Annotated in this window: 21 protein-coding genes; 6 read left to right on the top strand and 15 right to left on the bottom strand. The window is 71.3% G+C overall.

Annotated features, from left to right (window positions below; genetic code table 11):
- Positions 1-42 precede the first annotated feature (42 nt).
- The 3 genes from FCN22_RS17280 to FCN22_RS17290 all read left to right on the top strand — a co-directional run bounded on the left by FCN22_RS17280 (position 43) and on the right by FCN22_RS17290 (position 2,119).
- Complete coding sequence (locus FCN22_RS17280; RefSeq protein ID WP_137122812.1) at positions 43-1,161, top strand: C1 family peptidase; 1,119 nt, start codon at positions 43-45, stop codon at positions 1,159-1,161.
- A 24-nt stretch (positions 1,162-1,185) separates the two neighbouring features.
- Positions 1,186-1,668 carry a hypothetical protein gene (locus FCN22_RS17285; RefSeq protein WP_137122813.1) on the top strand — a complete coding sequence of 161 codons (483 nt, stop codon included), beginning with the start codon at positions 1,186-1,188 and terminating at the stop codon, positions 1,666-1,668.
- A gap of 139 nt (positions 1,669-1,807) precedes the next feature.
- Entirely contained in the window at positions 1,808-2,119 is a 312-nt protein-coding gene (locus FCN22_RS17290) for a protease inhibitor I42 family protein (protein WP_137122814.1), read from the top strand.
- Between the two features lie 18 nt (positions 2,120-2,137).
- Here FCN22_RS17290 and FCN22_RS17295 read toward each other — a convergent pair whose 3' ends face one another.
- From FCN22_RS17295 to FCN22_RS17310, 4 genes are all read right to left on the bottom strand, one after another.
- Positions 2,138-2,470 carry a rhodanese-like domain-containing protein gene (locus FCN22_RS17295; protein ID WP_137122815.1) on the bottom strand — a complete coding sequence of 111 codons (333 nt, stop codon included), beginning with the start codon at positions 2,468-2,470 and terminating at the stop codon, positions 2,138-2,140.
- A gap of 30 nt (positions 2,471-2,500) precedes the next feature.
- Complete coding sequence (locus FCN22_RS17300) at positions 2,501-3,361, bottom strand: Fpg/Nei family DNA glycosylase (protein ID WP_137122816.1); 861 nt, start codon at positions 3,359-3,361, stop codon at positions 2,501-2,503.
- Positions 3,362-3,513: 152 nt separating this feature from the next.
- A complete protein-coding gene (locus FCN22_RS17305) occupies positions 3,514-4,536 on the bottom strand; it encodes an App1 family protein phosphatidate phosphatase (protein WP_137122817.1) in 1,023 nt (340 codons plus the stop codon).
- Positions 4,537-4,602: 66 nt separating this feature from the next.
- Positions 4,603-6,438 (bottom strand): AMP-dependent synthetase/ligase, encoded by a 1,836-nt coding sequence (locus FCN22_RS17310; RefSeq protein WP_137122818.1) that lies wholly within the window; start codon positions 6,436-6,438, stop codon positions 4,603-4,605.
- A 111-nt stretch (positions 6,439-6,549) separates the two neighbouring features.
- On the opposite strand from FCN22_RS17310, the gene FCN22_RS17315 reads away from it, so the two are divergent.
- On the top strand, positions 6,550-6,846 hold the full coding sequence (locus FCN22_RS17315; RefSeq protein WP_137122819.1) for a Fe-S cluster assembly protein HesB: 297 nt from the start codon (positions 6,550-6,552) through the stop codon (positions 6,844-6,846).
- Between the two features lie 63 nt (positions 6,847-6,909).
- Here FCN22_RS17315 and FCN22_RS17320 read toward each other — a convergent pair whose 3' ends face one another.
- Positions 6,910-7,239, bottom strand: a complete 330-nt coding sequence (locus FCN22_RS17320) for a cupin domain-containing protein (protein WP_137122820.1) — start codon at positions 7,237-7,239, stop codon at positions 6,910-6,912.
- A gap of 243 nt (positions 7,240-7,482) precedes the next feature.
- Between FCN22_RS17320 and FCN22_RS17325 the strand changes: the two genes are divergently transcribed.
- The gene (locus FCN22_RS17325; protein ID WP_137122821.1) at positions 7,483-7,665 is read left to right on the top strand and encodes a hypothetical protein; all 183 of its coding nucleotides are present in this window, start codon (positions 7,483-7,485) and stop codon (positions 7,663-7,665) included.
- Positions 7,666-7,708: 43 nt separating this feature from the next.
- Here the strand turns inward: FCN22_RS17325 and FCN22_RS17330 are convergent, their stop codons facing one another.
- The 4 genes from FCN22_RS17330 to FCN22_RS17345 all read right to left on the bottom strand — a co-directional run bounded on the left by FCN22_RS17330 (position 7,709) and on the right by FCN22_RS17345 (position 10,841).
- Positions 7,709-8,428 (bottom strand): sulfite exporter TauE/SafE family protein, encoded by a 720-nt coding sequence (locus FCN22_RS17330; protein ID WP_137122822.1) that lies wholly within the window; start codon positions 8,426-8,428, stop codon positions 7,709-7,711.
- 54 nt (positions 8,429-8,482) lie between these two features.
- Positions 8,483-8,776, bottom strand: coding sequence for a WhiB family transcriptional regulator (locus FCN22_RS17335; RefSeq protein ID WP_137122823.1), 294 nt, complete (start codon positions 8,774-8,776; stop codon positions 8,483-8,485).
- Positions 8,777-8,991: 215 nt separating this feature from the next.
- Positions 8,992-10,149: a Nickel transporter NicT gene (nicT, locus tag FCN22_RS17340; RefSeq protein ID WP_238384806.1), complete on the bottom strand. Its 1,158-nt coding sequence runs from the start codon at positions 10,147-10,149 to the stop codon at positions 8,992-8,994.
- Between the two features lie 113 nt (positions 10,150-10,262).
- Positions 10,263-10,841 carry a CGNR zinc finger domain-containing protein gene (locus FCN22_RS17345; RefSeq protein ID WP_202911652.1) on the bottom strand — a complete coding sequence of 193 codons (579 nt, stop codon included), beginning with the start codon at positions 10,839-10,841 and terminating at the stop codon, positions 10,263-10,265.
- Between the two features lie 301 nt (positions 10,842-11,142).
- On the opposite strand from FCN22_RS17345, the gene FCN22_RS17350 reads away from it, so the two are divergent.
- Entirely contained in the window at positions 11,143-12,027 is an 885-nt protein-coding gene (locus FCN22_RS17350; protein WP_137122825.1) for an MFS transporter, read from the top strand.
- Between the two features lie 34 nt (positions 12,028-12,061).
- Here FCN22_RS17350 and FCN22_RS17355 read toward each other — a convergent pair whose 3' ends face one another.
- The 6 genes from FCN22_RS17355 to FCN22_RS17380 all read right to left on the bottom strand — a co-directional run bounded on the left by FCN22_RS17355 (position 12,062) and on the right by FCN22_RS17380 (position 16,405).
- Positions 12,062-12,769, bottom strand: coding sequence for a sulfotransferase-like domain-containing protein (locus FCN22_RS17355; protein ID WP_238384807.1), 708 nt, complete (start codon positions 12,767-12,769; stop codon positions 12,062-12,064).
- Between the two features lie 17 nt (positions 12,770-12,786).
- A complete protein-coding gene (locus FCN22_RS17360) occupies positions 12,787-13,725 on the bottom strand; it encodes an aminotransferase class IV (protein ID WP_137122827.1) in 939 nt (312 codons plus the stop codon).
- A 106-nt stretch (positions 13,726-13,831) separates the two neighbouring features.
- On the bottom strand, positions 13,832-14,140 hold the full coding sequence (locus FCN22_RS17365; protein WP_137122828.1) for a hypothetical protein: 309 nt from the start codon (positions 14,138-14,140) through the stop codon (positions 13,832-13,834).
- A gap of 62 nt (positions 14,141-14,202) precedes the next feature.
- Complete coding sequence (locus tag FCN22_RS17370) at positions 14,203-15,183, bottom strand: zinc-binding dehydrogenase (protein ID WP_137122829.1); 981 nt, start codon at positions 15,181-15,183, stop codon at positions 14,203-14,205.
- On the bottom strand, positions 15,183-15,545 hold the full coding sequence (locus FCN22_RS17375; protein WP_137122830.1) for a hypothetical protein: 363 nt from the start codon (positions 15,543-15,545) through the stop codon (positions 15,183-15,185). The genes FCN22_RS17370 and FCN22_RS17375 overlap by 1 nt, the downstream gene beginning before the upstream one ends.
- Positions 15,542-16,405 carry a DODA-type extradiol aromatic ring-opening family dioxygenase gene (locus FCN22_RS17380; protein WP_137122831.1) on the bottom strand — a complete coding sequence of 288 codons (864 nt, stop codon included), beginning with the start codon at positions 16,403-16,405 and terminating at the stop codon, positions 15,542-15,544. The genes FCN22_RS17375 and FCN22_RS17380 overlap by 4 nt, the downstream gene beginning before the upstream one ends.
- Positions 16,406-16,413 lie beyond the last annotated feature (8 nt).

The raw sequence follows: 16,413 nt of genomic DNA on the forward strand, positions 1-16,413 counted from the left end.
TGTCAGCCACACCCACCGGGGGTGCATCGAGGAGGCAGCACCATGGCAGGACAGGAACGCATCGACGTCGGCGCGGTGCGCGCCGCGCTCGAGCAGAAGCAGCACCCCTGGGTCGCGGAGGAGAACCACCTGACCCGCTTGACCAGCAAGGAACGTGGCCGCCGCCTCGGGGTGCCGCTCCCGGACAAGGCCCACCGGGCCACGCTGGAACAGCGAGCCGCTGCGGTGCGCGAAACTGTGCGGGGGGCGCGCCCCCTCGCGGACGTGGCGGCGCTGCCGGCCTCCTTCGACCTGCGCAACGTCAGCGGGCAGAACTACGTGAGCGGCATCCGTGACCAGGGCGCGTGCGGGTCCTGCGTGGCCTTCGCGTCGGTCGCGGTGATGGAAGGTACCGCGCGCTACGGTCCGCGCGTCCCGTCCATGGACATCGACCTGTCCGAGGCACACCTCTACTACGGCTACGGCTCGACGGTCGGCGTCACCTGTGACACCGGGTGGATGCCACTGCCGGCGCTGACGTTCTGCACCACCGGCGGCATCACCTTCGAGGCCGAGTGGCCCTACTCGGCCGGCAACTCGAACGGTGGCTCGCTGCCGGCCGGCTGGAGCCAGCACCGCGCGAAGGCCACGGGCACCCAGGACCTCACGAACAAGGTCGACCAGATCAAGGCCCACCTGCTCGCGACGGGCCCCGTCACCGGGTGCCTCATCGTCTACACCGACTTCTTCAGCTACCGCTCCGGCGTCTACGAGCAGGCCTCGGGCCGGGAGGAGGGCGGCCACTGCCTCGCCATCATCGGCTACGACGACGCGCAGGGCGCCTGGATCGTCAAGAACAGCTGGGGCACCGGCTGGGGCATGAACGGCTACGGGCTGATCAGGTACGGCGAGTGCTACGTCGACACCTGGTCCAACATCGCCGTCACCGGAGCCACCGTGCGCAGGTGGACCGACGCGAAGAAGGTCCTCGGCGGCTACTGCACCGGCCACGACCGTAACGGCTGGGTCTACGTCCAGGACAACGGCTGGCTGCACGTCGGCGGCACGTCCGGCACCGCACACGTGGCGATGTTCGACGACCTGCTCACCGCCAAGGAGAAGAGCGCCTACGTCAACGCCTACTCCGACGACGGCCTCATCACCCAGACCTACGCCTACTGACCGGCAGAGCACGAGGAGCACGCCATGCCCAGCAGCACGAAGACCCGCACGAGCAGGGCCCGCACGAGCAAGACCAGTGCCAGCGCGGCCCCTGCACCAGGCAAGGCCGAGATCTGCACCGCGGCCGGCGCACCGGCACCCCACGACCTGTCCGAGCAGGAGCAGGACCTCGTGCAGGACACGGTGACCGACCAGGTCGACACCGTCGCCCTCGACGGGTCCGGCCCGGCGCCGACGATGACGCCTCCGCAGCTCGGGGGAGCGGCGAGCGCGACATCGGCACGCGCCGGCCTCAGCGGCCAGAAGGTGGTGGCGCTGTGGGCGGAGCAGAGCAACCGCAACGCGTGGGCCCACCTGCAGACCGCGGGCTGGAAGAAGCTCAGCACGCTGACCGACACCGGTTCGACGACGATGACGCTGCTCGCGGCTCACGCCCGCGCGACCGGCTCGGCGCCGGACCTGGCCGTGGACTCGGCCGGCGTGATCGGGACGATGTACGTCTGGTGAGACCGGACCGTCCCCGCGGGGGACAGGACGTACCGGCAGGTGTCGTGGGCAGCGCGGCACCTGCCGGTGCAGCCACGTGTGGAGCACGTGTGGAGAGGGTGCCGGACTGTCCGGCACCCCATGAGCGCCGGAGGTGGAGATGCGTCACGTCATAGAGGACCCCGCGTCAGGGGCGGCCGCGACCCTGCACCCCGGCGACGCGCTCGAGGTGCGGCTCAAGCAGCCCGGGGGCGCTGGTTACCTGTGGACCACCGCGGCGGTCCCGGACAACCTGGAGCCCAGGGGCGACCGCACCGCACCCGCCGGTATGCCGGGTGGAGCCGCCGCTCGCTCGTTCCGCTTCGAGGCGGCCGGCCCGGGCACCGGGGTCCTGCTGCTGACGCTGTCGCGACCGTGGGAGGAGAGCCCGGCGGAGGTCCGCGAGCTGTCCATCTCGGTCATCCGCGCCTGACGGCAGCTGCGCGGCGGGTCAGGCCACCCGGGGTTCGGCCCCCGACTCGGTGACCATCGCCTTGCCCGCACGCTGCCAGGCCTGCATCCCGCCCGCGACGTTCGTGACGTCATACCCCTGTCGGGTGAGCCAGGCGGTGGCCTGACCGGAGCGGTGACCGCTGCGGCACACGATCGCGAGGGTCCCCTCGCCCATCGCGGCGACCTCGGCCAGGCGTCCGGGCAGGTCGCGCAGGGGGATGAGCACGGCGCCGGGGGCGTGGCCCGCCTGCCACTCGTCGGGCTCGCGAACGTCCAGCAGCGTGGCGTCGTCGGTCACGTCGGTCACGTCGATCTGGGGTATGCCGGTCATGCCCCCATCCTCTCAAATCGACGCGCCGCACTACTTCAGCAGCCGAGACATCCGCCGGTCGGCGAGCGGCTTGCCCCCGGTCTGGCAGGTCGGGCAGTACTGCAGCGACGAGTCGGCGAAGGACACCTCGCGCACCACGTCACCGCAGACCGGGCAGACCTCGCCGGTGCGCCCGTGCACCCGCATGCCGGCCCGCTTGGCGTCCTTCAGCTCCTTGGCCGGTTTGCCGGAGGCGGTCTCGACCGCGTGGACCAGCGTGTCGCGGAGTGCGGCGTAGAGGCGCGCCACCTCCTCGTCGGTCAGCTTCGAGGCGAGGGCGAAGGGGGAGAGGCGGGCGGCGTGCAGGATCTCGTCGGAGTAGGCGTTGCCGACCCCCGCGAGGAAGCTCTGGTCGCGCAGCAGGCCCTTGACCTGGGTGCGGCGGCCGGCCAGCAGCGCCGCGAACTCCTGCTCTCCGAAGTCGTCGGCGAGCGGGTCGGGGCCGAGCGTCGCGATGCCCGGCACCTGCTGCGGGTCGGTGACGAGATAGGCGGCCAGTCGTTTGCGGGTGCCGGCCTCGGTCAGGTCGAACCCGGAGCCGTCGGAGAACCGGCAGCGCAACGCGATCGGCGACTTGCCCGGACGCAGCACCGTCGGCTTCATCTGGTCGGTCCAGCGCAGCCACCCGGCGCGGGCGAGATGGAAGATCAGGTGCAAGCCCTCGGCCTCGAGGTCGAGGAACTTGCCGTGCCGCTCGACGCCGGTGACGGGCAGGCCGGTGAGCGCCTGGGGCGGCGGGTCATACGTCTTGAGCACGCTGATCGAACCCAGCTCGACCCCCGTGACGGCGAGGCCGTCGGTCCGCGTCCGCAGGAAGTCGACGAGGGCCTGCACCTCGGGTAGCTCCGGCATAGGCACAGTCTGGCCCATCGCGCCGCCGCGGCGCGTGCTCGTTTCGGACCGGTTTGCGCGCTCCAGGCCGCTCTCGCGACCCCGGGGACCGGTCTGAGCCGAGCAAAGCGGCCCGGGGTGAGCACAGGCCGGTGGGAGCGGTGGGTGGTGGGTCAGCCGGCGCGGCGGGCGGCGGCGAGGGCCCGGCCCAGTCCGAATCCGTCCCCGGCCCGGTAGATCGGCACCGGTCGCGGACCGTGGTGCGCGAAGTCCTCGTTGGCGACCGGGAGGCCGTGCGACAGGACCTGCTCACCCGGCGTCAGCTGCCGGATCGCGATCGCCTGGACCAGGTCGGGGTGGGCGCGGGCGAAGTCACCGTAGATCCTCGGGTCGTGCTGGCCGTCGTCGCCCACGAGCACCCAGCGGATCTGCGGCAGCTCGCGCGCCAGCCGTCGCAGCGACTCGCGCTTGTGCTCCTGGCCGCTGCGGAACCATCCCGTGTTGGTCGGGCCCCAGTCGGTCAGCAGCAGCGGGCCGAGCGGGTAGCCGTGCCGCTGCAGGAACCGGCTCAGCGTCGGCGCGGTGTTCCAGGCCCCGGTGGACAGGTAGAAGATCGGTGCGCCCGGATGCTCGTCGAGCAGCTCGCGATAGAGCTGTGCCATCCCGGGCACCACGTGGCGCGCCTGCTCGTGCAGCACGAAGGAGTTCCACGCAGCGATCAGCGGACGGGGCAGCGCGGTCACCATCACCGTGTCGTCGATGTCGCTGACCAGCCCGAAGGTCACGTCGGGGCCGATCACGCAGACCGGCGCCGCGACGGCGGGCCGTTGCTCGACCTCGATGCTCACGTCGTGCCACCCGGGGGCGAGCCCGTGGTCGGCGAGCACCACGTCGACGTAACCGCTCCGGTCGGTCACCGTGCGGGCGACGGCCTCACCCGCCCGGACCATGACGGGCACACCCACCGCCGGCGAGGTGAGGAAGTTGCGCCATCCCCGCCTGGTCTGGGCGACCTCCGGCCGGGGCGCGTCGGTCTGCCGCGACAGGATGACCCGCGCCAGCACCCGCACGAACCCGGTCGCGCCATAGCCCGTGCCCGGCACGATCCGCGGTTCCCACCCGAAGCGGCGCAGCACCAGGTCCACGGGTCGGTGCAGCACGTCCTCGATCAGCGCTGCGGCGTGCGGGCGGGCCATGCCCACACCGTATGACGTCCGCTCGCCTCTCGGGGGCTCGCGGGCTGGGTGGGTCGGTCGCCGATCTCAGCGGCGCTTCGCGTAGAGCGCCTCGACCTCGTCGGCGAAGTCGCGCATCACGACGGCGCGCTTGAGCTTGAGCGTGGGCGTGAGGTGTCCGGACTCCTCGGTGAGGTCACCCGGCAGCACCCGGAAGCGCTTGACCGCCTCCGCGTCCGACACCGTCTCGTTGGCGGCGTCGACGGCCGTGCGCAGCTCGGTGAGCAGGGCGGGGTCCTCTCGCAGCTCGTCGATCGGCCGGTCCGGGGCGCCCCGTCGCTCGAGCCAGTCGGTGACCGACTCGGCATCGAGCGTGAGGAGCGCCGCGGCATACGGGCGTTCGTCGCCGACGACCATCGCCTGGCTGACCAGCGCGTGCCCACGGATGACGTCCTCCAGGGGGCCGGGGGAGACGTTCTTGCCCGAGGAGGTCACCAGGATCTCCTTGGAGCGGCCGGTGATGGTCAGGTAGCCGTCATCGTCGAGGCGGCCGAGGTCGCCGGTGTGGAACCAGCCCTCGTCGTCGACGACCGCCGCGGTGGCCTCCTCGTTGCCCCAGTAGCCGCGGAAGACGTGGTCACCGCGCACGAGCACCTCGCCATCCGTGCTTCCACCACGCGCGATCCGCACCTCGAAGCCAGGCAACGCGCGTCCGACCGTGCCGATCCGGGTCGCGGCCCGGGTGTTGACCGTCGCGGCCGCGGTGGTCTCGGTGAGACCGTAACCCTCGAGGATCGTCACTCCGATGCCGCGGAAGAAGTGCGCCAGCCGTGGCCCGAGCGCTGCACCGCCCGAGACGGCCCAGGAGGTCTGGCCGCCGAGCGCGTCCTTGATCTTGTGATTAACGAGCCGGTCGAAGAGCGCCCGGCGCGCTCGCAGCAGCGGCCCGGGGCGGCCGGTCTCCAGGGCGGTGCTGTAGGCGATCGCGGTGTCCGCCGCCATCGAGAAGATCCGCTCCTTGCCCGCCGCGGCCGCCTTGCGCTGGGCGCCGTCGAAGACGCGCTCGAAGACCCGGGGCACGGCCAGGACGAACGTGGGGCGGAAGGTCGGCAAATCGCGCGTGATGCGGGCGACGTCGGTGTGCCCGGTCCGCACCCCGGCCAGCAGCACCGCGGTCTGGATCATCCGGCCGAAGACGTGGGCGAGCGGCAGGAACAGCAGGGTGGCCGCGTCGTCCTCCTCGAACAGCTCCGGCAGGAAGTCGATGGCGCTGATGATCTCGGCCAGGAAGTTGCCGTGCGTCAGCTCGCACCCCTTGGGGCGACCCGTCGTGCCCGACGTGTAGATGATCGTCGCGAGGGTCTCCGGCGTGAGCGCCTTGCGCCGTCGCTCCAGCTCGGCGGCGTCCGTGCCGTCGGCGCGTCCTGCCTCGACGAGATCCGGCAGCCCGGGTTGCCCGTCGGCGGCCTCGATCACCCAGTGGTCGCGCAGGGCCGGCACGCGCCCCTCGAGCGAGGCGAGCCGGGCTGCGTGGCCGGCAGTGCCGAGGACGCAGGCGACGGCGCCCGAGTCGGTGAGGATCCACGCGAGCTGCTCGGCCGAGGACGTCTCGTAGACCGGCACGGTCACCGCGCCGGTCGCCCAGAGCGCCGCGTCCACGAGAGTCCACTCGTATGACGTCCTGGCCATCAGCGCGACCCGGTCACCAGGCCGCACGCCACTCGCGATGAAGCCGAGCGCGATCTCACGGACCTCGGCGTCGAACTGCGCCGCCGTCACCGGTTGCCAGGCGCGGTCGCGCCACCGGTTCAGCACGACGCGCGCGGGGTGGCGGCGGGCGTTCTCGGGCACGATGTCGGCCAGGCTGGAGGGACGGTGCTCGTGCCACCACCACGGGCTGGCGGAGGGGGTCTTCTGCTGCATCACGACATGTTACCGACCACCTACGCGCGCGTAACCTGCCGCCAGTTTGAGATCGGGCGGCAGATCACGCAGGGTGGAGGTGTCCCACTTTCTATCGGACAGGAGAGTCTTGTGCTCACCCTCACCGAGAACGCGACCACGGTGGTGCAGGCCATCACCGAGCAGAACAGCCAGGCCGACGGCGCCGGCCTCCGGATCAGTCACGAAGGGTCCGACCAGAACGCGCTGGCGGTTGCCCCTGCCGAGGCCCCCGAGCCCGGCGACACCGTCGTCGAGAACGGCCCCGCGCGGATCTTCCTCGAGCAGGAGGCAGCCACCTCCTTGGACGACAAGGTGCTCGACGCCTCCGTCGACCAGGCCGGTGCGGTGCAGTTCAGCATCGGCATCCAGGAGACGCCGCAGGTCTGAGCTCCACTCGAGACCCCCGTCCGGCCACCGCCGGTCGGGGGTCTCGTCGTCTCACCGTCCGGGTCAACGTTTGGCCACGGTGAGCAGGAAGGTGGAGTCCTCGAGCGCCTCGACCGCGTGCCGGGTCTCGGGAATGATGATCAGGTCACCGTCCCGGCCCTCCCAGCCTTCCTCCCCGGCGGTCAGCCGCACCCGGCCGCGCAGCACGAGCAGGGTGGCGTCCCCCGGGCTCTCGTGCTCCGCGAGCGTGGACCCCTGGGTCAGGGCGATGACCGTCTGGCGCAGCACCTTCTCGTGCCCGCCGTAGACCGTGTCGGCAGCACGGCCACCGCCGGAACGAGCCGCGGCCTCGAGCTGTTGACGGGCCAGGGCCTCGAGCGAGATCCTCTGCATCGCACCACCTTTCTCCGGGCCACCCCCGTGGGCGGCGTCCATCGCCACCGGTGAGTGACGGCATACCGTGCCACCGTAGTTGGGGACGGCGAGGGAGGACAGGGGGAACCGGGCCTTTCGGTCGGGTCGGCCTGAGGTGCCCTGTTCGACGACGCCGGCACAGATACGACGTTCGCCCGATGCGGCGGGCTACCTCAGACGGGCAGTGTCGAGGACATCACCTCGAGTCCCCAGGAGCCAGTCATGTATCGCACGAGCACCACGTTGACCATCATCGAGAACGCCTACCGCCGCGAGCGCGCCGAGCAGGCGTTCGCAGCCGAGCGGCAGCGCGAGGAGCGCCGCCGGCGGGCACAGGAGGCGCCGGAGGCGGCACGGCACCCGTGGAGGCACCTGCTCCACCTGCGGCCGGTCCTGCCGCGGTGACCGCGGGACAACGCTTCGCAGCACGACACCGGCCCGGGCCGCCTCAGGCGGCCTGGGCCAGTGCCACGCAACCGGTGGCCGTCATGAGCAGCAGCACGAGCCAGCGGAAGAGCCGCGGCGAGATCAGGCGGAACACCCGGTCACCGAGAAACCATCCGACCAGGACGCCCGGGACACCCGCGGCGGCGGCCACGAGCGCATGGGTGGACAGCTGCCCGATGATGACGAAGCCGGCGATCGCGAACATGTCCTGGACGAAGAACGCCGCCTGGAGGGTCGCGCGGAAGGTATGTGGTGTCAGGCGCATCGCCTGAAATGTCGCCACGAGAGGGGGGCCGTTCATCCCGGTCGAGGTCAGCAGCGCTCCGCTCAGCCACCCGGCCGCCAGCGTGGAGCTGGTGCGGGGTTCGAGCCGCAGGCCCCGGGCCAGGATGACGACCGAAACCAGCACCATGCCGCCGATGAGCAGGGACAGGGTGCGGACGCTGGCGAGCTTCAGCGCGAGCAGGCCGACCGGCATACCGACGACTCCCGCCACGGTGACCAGCCGCATGGTCCGCCACTGCACGTGACGACGCTCGCGGATCCCCGCGACCAGGGTGAGGAACGCCGCGAGCATGGTGATCGCCACGATCGCGAGCCGGGAGTCGGACCACAGCGCCAGCAGCGGGATCGACACCATCGCGAAGCCGAATCCGGTGACGGCCTGCGCCAGGCCGGCCAACACCGCCACCAGGGCGGCGGCGACGGCGATCTGCAGCATTCGCCTACTCAACACCACCGGGGACCCGCTGCGGGCGCCCGGTCCCGGGCACGATCAGGCTGCCGCATTCTTGCGTGGGCGGCCGCGGCCGCGCTTGCTGGCGACGACGGATCCGTTGACCAGCAGCTGGCCGCCCCACACACCCCATGGCTCGCTCCGCTCGACCGCCCCGGCCAGGCAGGCGTCGCGCAGTGGGCAGAAGCCGCAGAGCGACTTGGCCAGCTCGACGTCGGCGGGGCGCTCGGCAAACCACAGCTCGGCGTCGTGGTCCTGGCAGGGTATGCCGGTGCGAGCGCCGTGGTGGGGGTGGTGTCCTGCCCGGGCGGCTCGGGCCGCTGACAGCTGCATGCTGACTCCTGGTCTCGTGGTGTGCCCTCCACGGTGGCGCCCTGAGGTGCCCTACCGGATCGGTCAGATGCCTTATCTCCGGGTCGAGGGCCGTCCTATGAGCCTTAGACCGGCCGGGGCGCGGTTTCTCACCGCGCGTGCTGGACGTCGCTCGGCAGGCAGGCAATCGGCAGGCAGGCAATCGGCAGGCAGGCAACGGGCAGGGCGCACCGCGCTCAGGAGAGGGTGGTCGACCAGCGCTCCTCGATCCGGCCGAAGTGCCAGATCGCGAGGGCCAGGGCCCAGGAGAGGACGAAGAGCAGCACGATCGCGTAGCCCGCTTCGTCGAGCGGAATGTGCGCGATGGCCGCGATCGGGCCGGACCTGATGTGGGCCTGGTCGGCGAGCACGCCGATCAGCTCGATGGAGCCGATGATCAGGGCCACCGCCACGGAGACTCCGGTGATGGTGATGTTGTAGAAGACCTTGCGCACCGGGCGGGCGAACGCCCAGCCGTAGGCGGCGTTCATGAAGACGCCGTCGACGGTGTCCATCAGACACATCGCCGCGGCGAACAGGACCGGCAGCACGAGGATCGTCCAGAACGGCAGGCTGAATGCCGCGGCCCCACCGGCGAGGACCAGCAGCCCGACCTCGGTGGCGGTGTCGAAACCGAGGCCGAAGAGCAGGCCGACCGGGTAGATGTGCCAGGGCTTGCGCACCGACTTGGTCAACCCGCCGAGGAACCGGTTCATGAAGCCGCGCTGGGCCAGGCGTGCCTCGAGCTCCTCCTCGTCGAAGTCCCCGTGTCGCATCCTGCGGAAGACCTTCACGATGCCGAGCAGCACCGCGAGGTTGAGGAGCCCGAGGATCCACAGGAAGATGCCGGAGACCGAGGCGCCGATGACGCCCGTGACCGAGTGCAGGCCGGACGACCCGTTCTCGACCGGCCCCGCCAGCGCCTTGACTCCCACGGCGAAGAGGAACGCGAGCGCGAACACGATGGTCGAGTGGCCGAGGGAGAACCAGAAGCCCACCGAGAGCGGCTGGCGGCCCACTCCGCTCTCGTCGCGGTCGGCCATCAGCTTGCGGGTGGTGTTGTCAACCGCGGCGATGTGGTCGGCATCGAAGGCGTGCCGCAACCCGAAGGTGTAGGCGAGCAGGCCCACCCCGACGGTGAACACGGGGTGCGCCCCGCCGAGGTGGTAGTGCTGGGGGACGACCAGACCCAGGAGCACGCCGAAGCCGACGACGTGGAGCGCGAGGATGACACCCGTCATCCCGAGGAGGCTGCGACGGTCGGTGCGGCTCAGACTGCGCCGGAAGTCGGCGACGCGGGACGTCGTCCGATGGAGCTGTTGCGCTTTCCGCGTCTCGCAGGTCTGCTCTGCCACGACTGCTCCTCCGCGGGAGGCCCGGCGAGCTCCCGCAGTTGCGAGGCTATCGCAATAGCGCAAGATCCGTCACCGCGTGGGCGGTCTGTGCAAGCAGACGTCGATATGACGGGTCAGGGCGCGTGCGCCCGGAGCCGGGCCCGGTGGGCCGCCGCCTTGACCCGGCTCTGGCACCGGGTCGAGCAGAAGCGCCGGCCCGCGTTGCGGCTGGAGTCGACGAAGACCCGGTCGCAGTCGGGCGCGGTGCAGACGCCGAGCCGTCCGGCCAGGTCGCTGCCGATCGCGAGGGCGAGCCCGGCGGCGATGCCCGCGGCCCAGCCTCGCTCGAAGCTGTCGTCCGGACCGTGGAAGTGCAACCGGAACGGGCCTTGCTCGGGGCCGTCCAATCGGGGCCGCGGCGCAGTCTGCTCGATGAGCGCGTTGACGAGTGCGGCCGCGGCGGGGAGGTCTTCCTGCTCGGTGGAGACGAAGACCGGCCGCACCCGCCGGGCAAGATCGGCCATCGCGGTCGCCTCGGCACGGCTCGGGTGGTGGCGGTAGTCGTCCGTGCGCACGGCCTCGGCCACGACCTCGCGCAGGGCCGGCCCCTCCGGCACGGTCACCGGCCGACCGCCGTCCAGACCCGGGGTCAAGGCGTTGACGAGCGATGTCGTGACGGTGAGCAGACGCCATACGTGACTGTTGAACTCCACTTGACCAGTCACCCTCGCCCTCGGTACGGTCCACCGGTGCGTGACCGGCAAACAGATGGACAGCAGTCATCGCTCAGCCTAGCCGCAACCTGCCGGGCACGGCGCCCGCCCCGCGCCCTGGTGGTGCTCGTGGTCGCGCGGTGCGTCAACCGGCTGGGTGGGTTCAGCATGGCCTTCCTCGGGGTCCACCTGACGCAGGACCTCGGTGCCGCCTTGCGCACGACGGGGCTGGTGCTGACGGTGTTCGGCCTCTGCACGATCCCCTCGCGGCTGTTCGGCGGAGCGCTGTCGGACCGACCTGGTGGCAGCCGAGCAGCTGTCCTCGGCCTACGCGCTGGTCTGGGGATCCCTTGCGGTGGCGGGCGTTTTGGCCGGGCTGATCGCGGCCGCGACGACTGCCACCGTCGGCCTTCCGTGGTTGTTCGTGATCGATGCTCTGACCTGCCTGCTCTGCGCCGCGCTCGTGACGTGGCAGCTGCCCGAGACCCGGCCGGTCACAGCTGACACCGGCGCTGGCGCGTCGGTCCGCCCACCCGCTGGTATGCCGGGCAACCGCGCCGCGCGCGCGATCTCACCCCGGGTGCGGGGCCCGCTGGCCCTGGCCGCAGGCGACCCGCGACTGCTGCGCCACACCATCGTGGGCACGGTGTTCGCCCTGGTGACCATGATGACCGTCTTCGCGCTGCCGCTGACCGTGCCTGCCCGCGGTTGGTCCAACGCCGCCACCGGCATCGTGCTGGCCGTGGAGGCGTTGGCCGCGCTCGCGGCGCAGCCGCTGGTCTCCCGGGTCAGCCGGTGGACCGGTGGAGCGGCGGGCAGGCACCGGGCGGTGCGCCTCGGCGCCGTGGTGCTCTGTGCCGGTTTCACCGGGGCCGCGCTTGCGGGACGGCTGGCCACGTTCGCGCTCAGCCTGGCCGTGGTCTCGGCCGGGTCGGCGCTGCTGCTCGGCAACCTCCAGGCAGGGGCGGCGGCGCTGGCACCCGAGGGTGCCCGGGCGGCATACCTTGCGGTCTTCGGGTTGTCGTGGGGTGTGGCCACGACTGCTGCACCGGTCTTGGCGACCCAGCTGCTGGGCGTCGGGAGTGCCGCACCGTGGTGGGTTGCTGCGGGGGTCTCGCTGCTGTTGCTGCGCCGATCCGGGCCGCGGCCGGGGCGTCCGCGCGGAAGGCCATCAGCTCACCTCTGACCGCTCCGCGCACAGCCGCCTGTCGTGCGCGCAGCTATACCCGCAGGCGCACGGCATACAGTCGCTCGTAGGGAGACCGGCATTCCTCGGCCACCTCCGCGGCCAGCCCAGAGAGGTGCACCTCTCGGGGCGTCCAAGGGGCGAATCCGGTTGATTCCCAGACGGTCTTGTACCAGTAGGGCGCCCAGACCCCGTCACTGTCGCGAGGTCCGGGCGGCCACTCCAGCATCCGGTCGGTGAAGTCGACGCCGATCAGCTCGCACAGGGCGCGCAGGTGTGGTTCTGGTGCCCGGAGGAAGTCCGAGGCGTCGATCACCATCGGCGCCTCGCCTGTCGCGCCGAGCTCGTCGTAGAGCTCGACCAGCTGCTCGAACCCGAGGTCACGGGCGACGAACCGCGGCCGGCCCTTCTGGTAGGACGCGATGACCTCCCGCGGGTCGCGGATGAGCAGCACGTTGGTGAGCCGCGCCATCCACCCGTGCTGGATCTGCGGGGTGAGGTGGTGGGCCATGTGCTTCTGGTAGAACACCTCGACGCCGTCCGGCAGGGGGCCGGTGAGCTGCTCGGCGACCCGGCGCCAGTCGCTGTCGTAGGTCGCGATCACGTCCTCGCGCCCGGGGTGGTCTGTGCCGGTCTCCGTGAGCCAGTGGGCAAACAGCGGCTCGTCGACGACCATCGTGTCGGGGCGGTTCTCCCACGACCGCATCAGTGCCGTGGAGATGTTGCGCGGCCCCGACCACACCGCCAACCGGGCCACCATCAGCGACCGCCCGCCGCGCGCTCGGCCACGTCGCGGTCGACCAGCTCCCGGTAGAGCCCGCGCAGCCGCGTCGACACCGGTCGCGGCCCGTCGCCGATCGCGCGGCCGTCCACCTCGCGCACCGGGACCAGGCCGGCGAAGGTCCCCGTGACGAAGGCCTCGTCCGCGCCATACACCTGCGTGGTGCTGAAGTTGCGCTCGAACGTGGGTATGCCGGCCTCCCGGGCCACGCGCAGCACGTTGCCACGCGTGATCCCTCCCAGGCAGTAGTCACCGGTCGAGGTCCAGAGCTCACCGTCCCGGACGATGAAGAAGTGGGTGGAGTTGCAGGTGGCGACGAAGCCGTGCGGGTCGAGCATGAGCGCCTCATCCGCGCCGGCCTTGTAGGCCTGGATGCAGGCGGTGATGTCGTTCAGCTTGCTGTGCGAGTTGAGCCGTGGGTCGAGGATGTCCGGTCCGGGGCGGCGCACGTGGACGGTGAACAACCGAATCCCCTTCTGCGCCACCGCAGGCAACGGCTCCTTGTATTCCGGAAGGATCACGATCGTCGCCGGCCCGATGGTCACCCGGGGGTCCTGGTATGGCGTGGCCTTCAGTCCGCGCGTGACCATCAGCCGCACGTGCACCCCCTCGGTCATCCCGTTGGCGTCCAGCGTCTCGTGGATCGCCCGGGTCAGCTCCTCCCGGGTCATCCCCACGTCGAGGTCGATCGCTGCCGCGCCCTCGTAGAGCCGGTCGAGGTGCTGGTCGAGGAAGGCGACCTGGCCCCGGTGGACCCGCAGCCCCTCCCAGACCCCGTCGCCCAGGACGAAGCCACCGTCGAGGACCGACACAGTCGCCTCCGGTCGTCGCTTGAGCTCGCCGCGGACGTAGATGAGCACCTGCTCGTTGCGGGGGTCCTCCGCGAAGTCGTGCGTCCCGTGCACCTGGTCGGTCATCGCTGTTCCCGTCTCATCGGAGTGCGCTCAAGAGTCATCGCTGTGCCTCGCTCCCGGGCCACGTCCCCTGCCTGCGACGCTTCGAGGACGCGTGACCAGCGTCCAGTCAGCCGCCACTGCGCTGGAGCTCCCACGCCGCGACGAGCGCGTCCTCGATCGCGCCCGGGTCGCCGCCGTCCAGGTCGGCGACGACCATCATGTGCTTGGCGAAGCGCGCCGGGAGGCTGAAGGTCCCGGGGAACTGTCGCAGCACGGCATCGCGGTAGTCGAACTCCGCGCGGATCGCGAGGAGCGTGTCGTCGAGCTGCCGCGCCACCACCCGTCCGTGGTACCTCCATTGAGCCAGCCCCGCCGAGGTGGTCCGCCGGACCCCGTCGAGCGTGTCCGCCACGTGGTCGACCTCGCTGATCCGCACGCCAGCAGTCCTACCAGAGAACCCGGCTGCCTCGGGCTCTCCGCCGGCGATCCGCCGTTCCCTCAGCCGACGCGGACCACGACTCGGCGACGGGCGCGGCCCGTCGCCTGACGGGACCAGCCGTCCGCAGCGTCCGCCCAGTCGACCACCTCGTGACCGACCGTGAGGCCCTCGTCGGCGGCCAGCGCGAGCAGCGCGGACAGTGCCTCGCGCCGCTGCTCGGTGGTCAGGGCGTTGTTCGTGTAGCCGAGGACCGATGCGGTCCGGCTGCGAAGCGACGCCGAGTCGAACTCGGCCGTGGGACCGGCAGAGCTGCCGAGGTTGACCAGGCGGCCGCGGCCGGCCAGCACGCGCCCGGCCGCCGTCGCCGGCACTCCGCAGAGCGGGTCGATGACGAGGTCGATCTGTCCTTCGCAGGCCTGCTCGAGCCTGGCAGCGAGCCCGGGCACGTCGTCGTCCGCGGTGAGGGCGACGGCGGCGTGCGCGCCATAGGACAGGGCGAGGTCTCGGGAGTCCTGCGCACGTGCCGCGGCCACGACCCGCCCCGCTCCCCGCAGCAGGGCGACCTGCACCGCGACCTGACCGACGACTCCTCCCGCGCCGAGCACCAGGACGGTCTCACCGGGCCGCAGCGCACCGCGCCACGTCACCGCCATCCACGCGGCGACCCCGGACAGGCCGAGGGCCGCGACCAGCTCGTCGTCAACGCCCTCGGGCAACGGGACGAGGTCGGCCTCCGGAGCGACGGCCCGTTCGGCGAGGCTGCCGTCGCCGGGTGCCATGCCGGCCGACGTGGGGAACCAGACCCGGGTCCCGGCAGGCACGGTGTCGGACTCGAGCACGGTGCCCACGCCCTGCACGCCCGGGACATAGGGCAGCGCCGGCGCGCCGAAGTAGGAACGGCCGGTCGCGCAGAGGATGTCGAGCGGGGTGATCGGCACCGCGCTCGTGGCGATCAGCGCGTGGCCGGCCGAGCGTGGGGGCGGTGCGGCCTCGGTGAGCCGCGGCGGCTCGCCGTGCCCGGTGACCTGGGCGGCGCGCATCAGGTGCTGATGTCGGGGTAGGGGAGCGAGTGGTGGGCCAGCCGGGCGGCATACTCCAGCTGGAAGCCGAGCGGCTCGTCGTGGTCACGCTCGAACATCGCGATGAACAGCGTCAGGGTGAGGAAGGGGTGCGCGCCGAGTTCGAACAGGGTCGGGTAGTCGTGCGTCGAAAGCGCTTGTCGCTCCTGCTCGTTGAACGCCTGCCCGGTGCTGGCCTCGAAGGTCGCACAGCCCAGCAGGCGGTTGGCGAGGTGCTCCTCCCACCAGGCCACCGTGCCGGCCGGGTCGTCGCGGTAGCGCTCGACGAGCTCGGGGTCGCGGTCGACCGTGAAGAGGAACTTGTCGAGGAGGTATTTGCTCATCGCGGTGCTCCCGTCGGATACCAGGTGAAGTAGGCCTCCATCGTGTGGAACAGGTCGAGGCTGTCCACGTAGTCGGCGGGGACGTGCTCGCCGGCCACCCCCATCATCAGCATGAAGTCCATGAAGCCGTGCGTGGCGTTGCCCGGCGCGTGCAGGCTGTCGAGGGTCACCTGGGCGAGACAGCCCTCGATGTCACCGCTCGAGATCCATTGCACCGCCTTGCGATCGAAGTCGGGGTCCGGCCCATGCGGCCCGAACTGGCGGGGTCCGCCGAGTTCGAGGGAGAGGTGACCGGTCCCGATGATGGCGACGCGCAGACCCGACGGCCAGCTCTCGACGAGCCGCCGGATCGTCCGGCCCAGTTCGACGAAGCGGGACGGCTGCGGCAACGGCGGGGCGAAGATGTTGGTGTAGATCGGCACGATCGGCAGGTCGGCCTCTGGTCGCAGCGTGATGATCGGGCAGGTGATCGAGTGGTCCACCCGCAGCTCGTTGCTGAAGGCGAGGTCGAAGCCGGCGTCGATCCCGTTGCGCAGCAAGTGGGTCGAGAGGTCGAGGTCGCCGGCCAGACGCATCTTCGGCAGGCCGAACTCGCGCTCCTCGTTGTACCAGTTGGCGTCGTAGAAGGGTGCCTTGCCGACGAGGAACTGCGGCATGTTGTCGAGCCAGAACTGGTGGAAGTGGTCGCTCCCGACCATCACCAGGACATCGGGGGAGGCGCGGGTCAGTGTCTCGCGGAACCGTTCGATCTTGGCGACCCACTCGTCGGCGAACGGCGGCCGGTCATCCCCGGTGGCCCGGCTCGCGCGGTAGTAGAACGGGTGGTGGGTCGAGGCGATGACGGCAACGACGTCGGCCATGGTGCGAA

Origin of the sequence: Segeticoccus rhizosphaerae (genome assembly GCF_005222685.1) — a bacterium.
Classification (GTDB): domain Bacteria; phylum Actinomycetota; class Actinomycetes; order Actinomycetales; family Dermatophilaceae; genus Segeticoccus; species Segeticoccus rhizosphaerae.

Excerpts from the sequence above, each read along its gene's own strand:
- FCN22_RS17285 (WP_137122813.1), top strand. The coding sequence starts at position 1,186 with ATGCCCAGCAGCACGAAGACCCGCACGAGCAGGGCCCGCACGAGCAAG.
- FCN22_RS17320 (WP_137122820.1), bottom strand. The coding sequence starts at position 7,239 with ATGCAGAGGATCTCGCTCGAGGCCCTGGCCCGTCAACAGCTCGAGGCC.
- FCN22_RS17300 (WP_137122816.1), bottom strand. The coding sequence starts at position 3,361 with ATGCCGGAGCTACCCGAGGTGCAGGCCCTCGTCGACTTCCTGCGGACG.
- FCN22_RS17360 (WP_137122827.1), bottom strand. The coding sequence starts at position 13,725 with ATGACCGACCAGGTGCACGGGACGCACGACTTCGCGGAGGACCCCCGC.
- FCN22_RS17325 (WP_137122821.1), top strand. The coding sequence starts at position 7,483 with ATGTATCGCACGAGCACCACGTTGACCATCATCGAGAACGCCTACCGC.
- FCN22_RS17290 (WP_137122814.1), top strand. The coding sequence starts at position 1,808 with ATGCGTCACGTCATAGAGGACCCCGCGTCAGGGGCGGCCGCGACCCTG.
- FCN22_RS17310 (WP_137122818.1), bottom strand. The coding sequence starts at position 6,438 with ATGCAGCAGAAGACCCCCTCCGCCAGCCCGTGGTGGTGGCACGAGCAC.
- FCN22_RS17305 (WP_137122817.1), bottom strand. The coding sequence starts at position 4,536 with ATGGCCCGCCCGCACGCCGCAGCGCTGATCGAGGACGTGCTGCACCGA.
- FCN22_RS17375 (WP_137122830.1), bottom strand. The coding sequence starts at position 15,545 with ATGAGCAAATACCTCCTCGACAAGTTCCTCTTCACGGTCGACCGCGAC.
- FCN22_RS17380 (WP_137122831.1), bottom strand. The coding sequence starts at position 16,405 with ATGGCCGACGTCGTTGCCGTCATCGCCTCGACCCACCACCCGTTCTAC.
- FCN22_RS17280 (WP_137122812.1), top strand. The coding sequence starts at position 43 with ATGGCAGGACAGGAACGCATCGACGTCGGCGCGGTGCGCGCCGCGCTC.
- FCN22_RS17295 (WP_137122815.1), bottom strand. The coding sequence starts at position 2,470 with ATGACCGGCATACCCCAGATCGACGTGACCGACGTGACCGACGACGCC.
- FCN22_RS17335 (WP_137122823.1), bottom strand. The coding sequence starts at position 8,776 with ATGCAGCTGTCAGCGGCCCGAGCCGCCCGGGCAGGACACCACCCCCAC.
- FCN22_RS17370 (WP_137122829.1), bottom strand. The coding sequence starts at position 15,183 with ATGCGCGCCGCCCAGGTCACCGGGCACGGCGAGCCGCCGCGGCTCACC.
- FCN22_RS17330 (WP_137122822.1), bottom strand. The coding sequence starts at position 8,428 with ATGCTGCAGATCGCCGTCGCCGCCGCCCTGGTGGCGGTGTTGGCCGGC.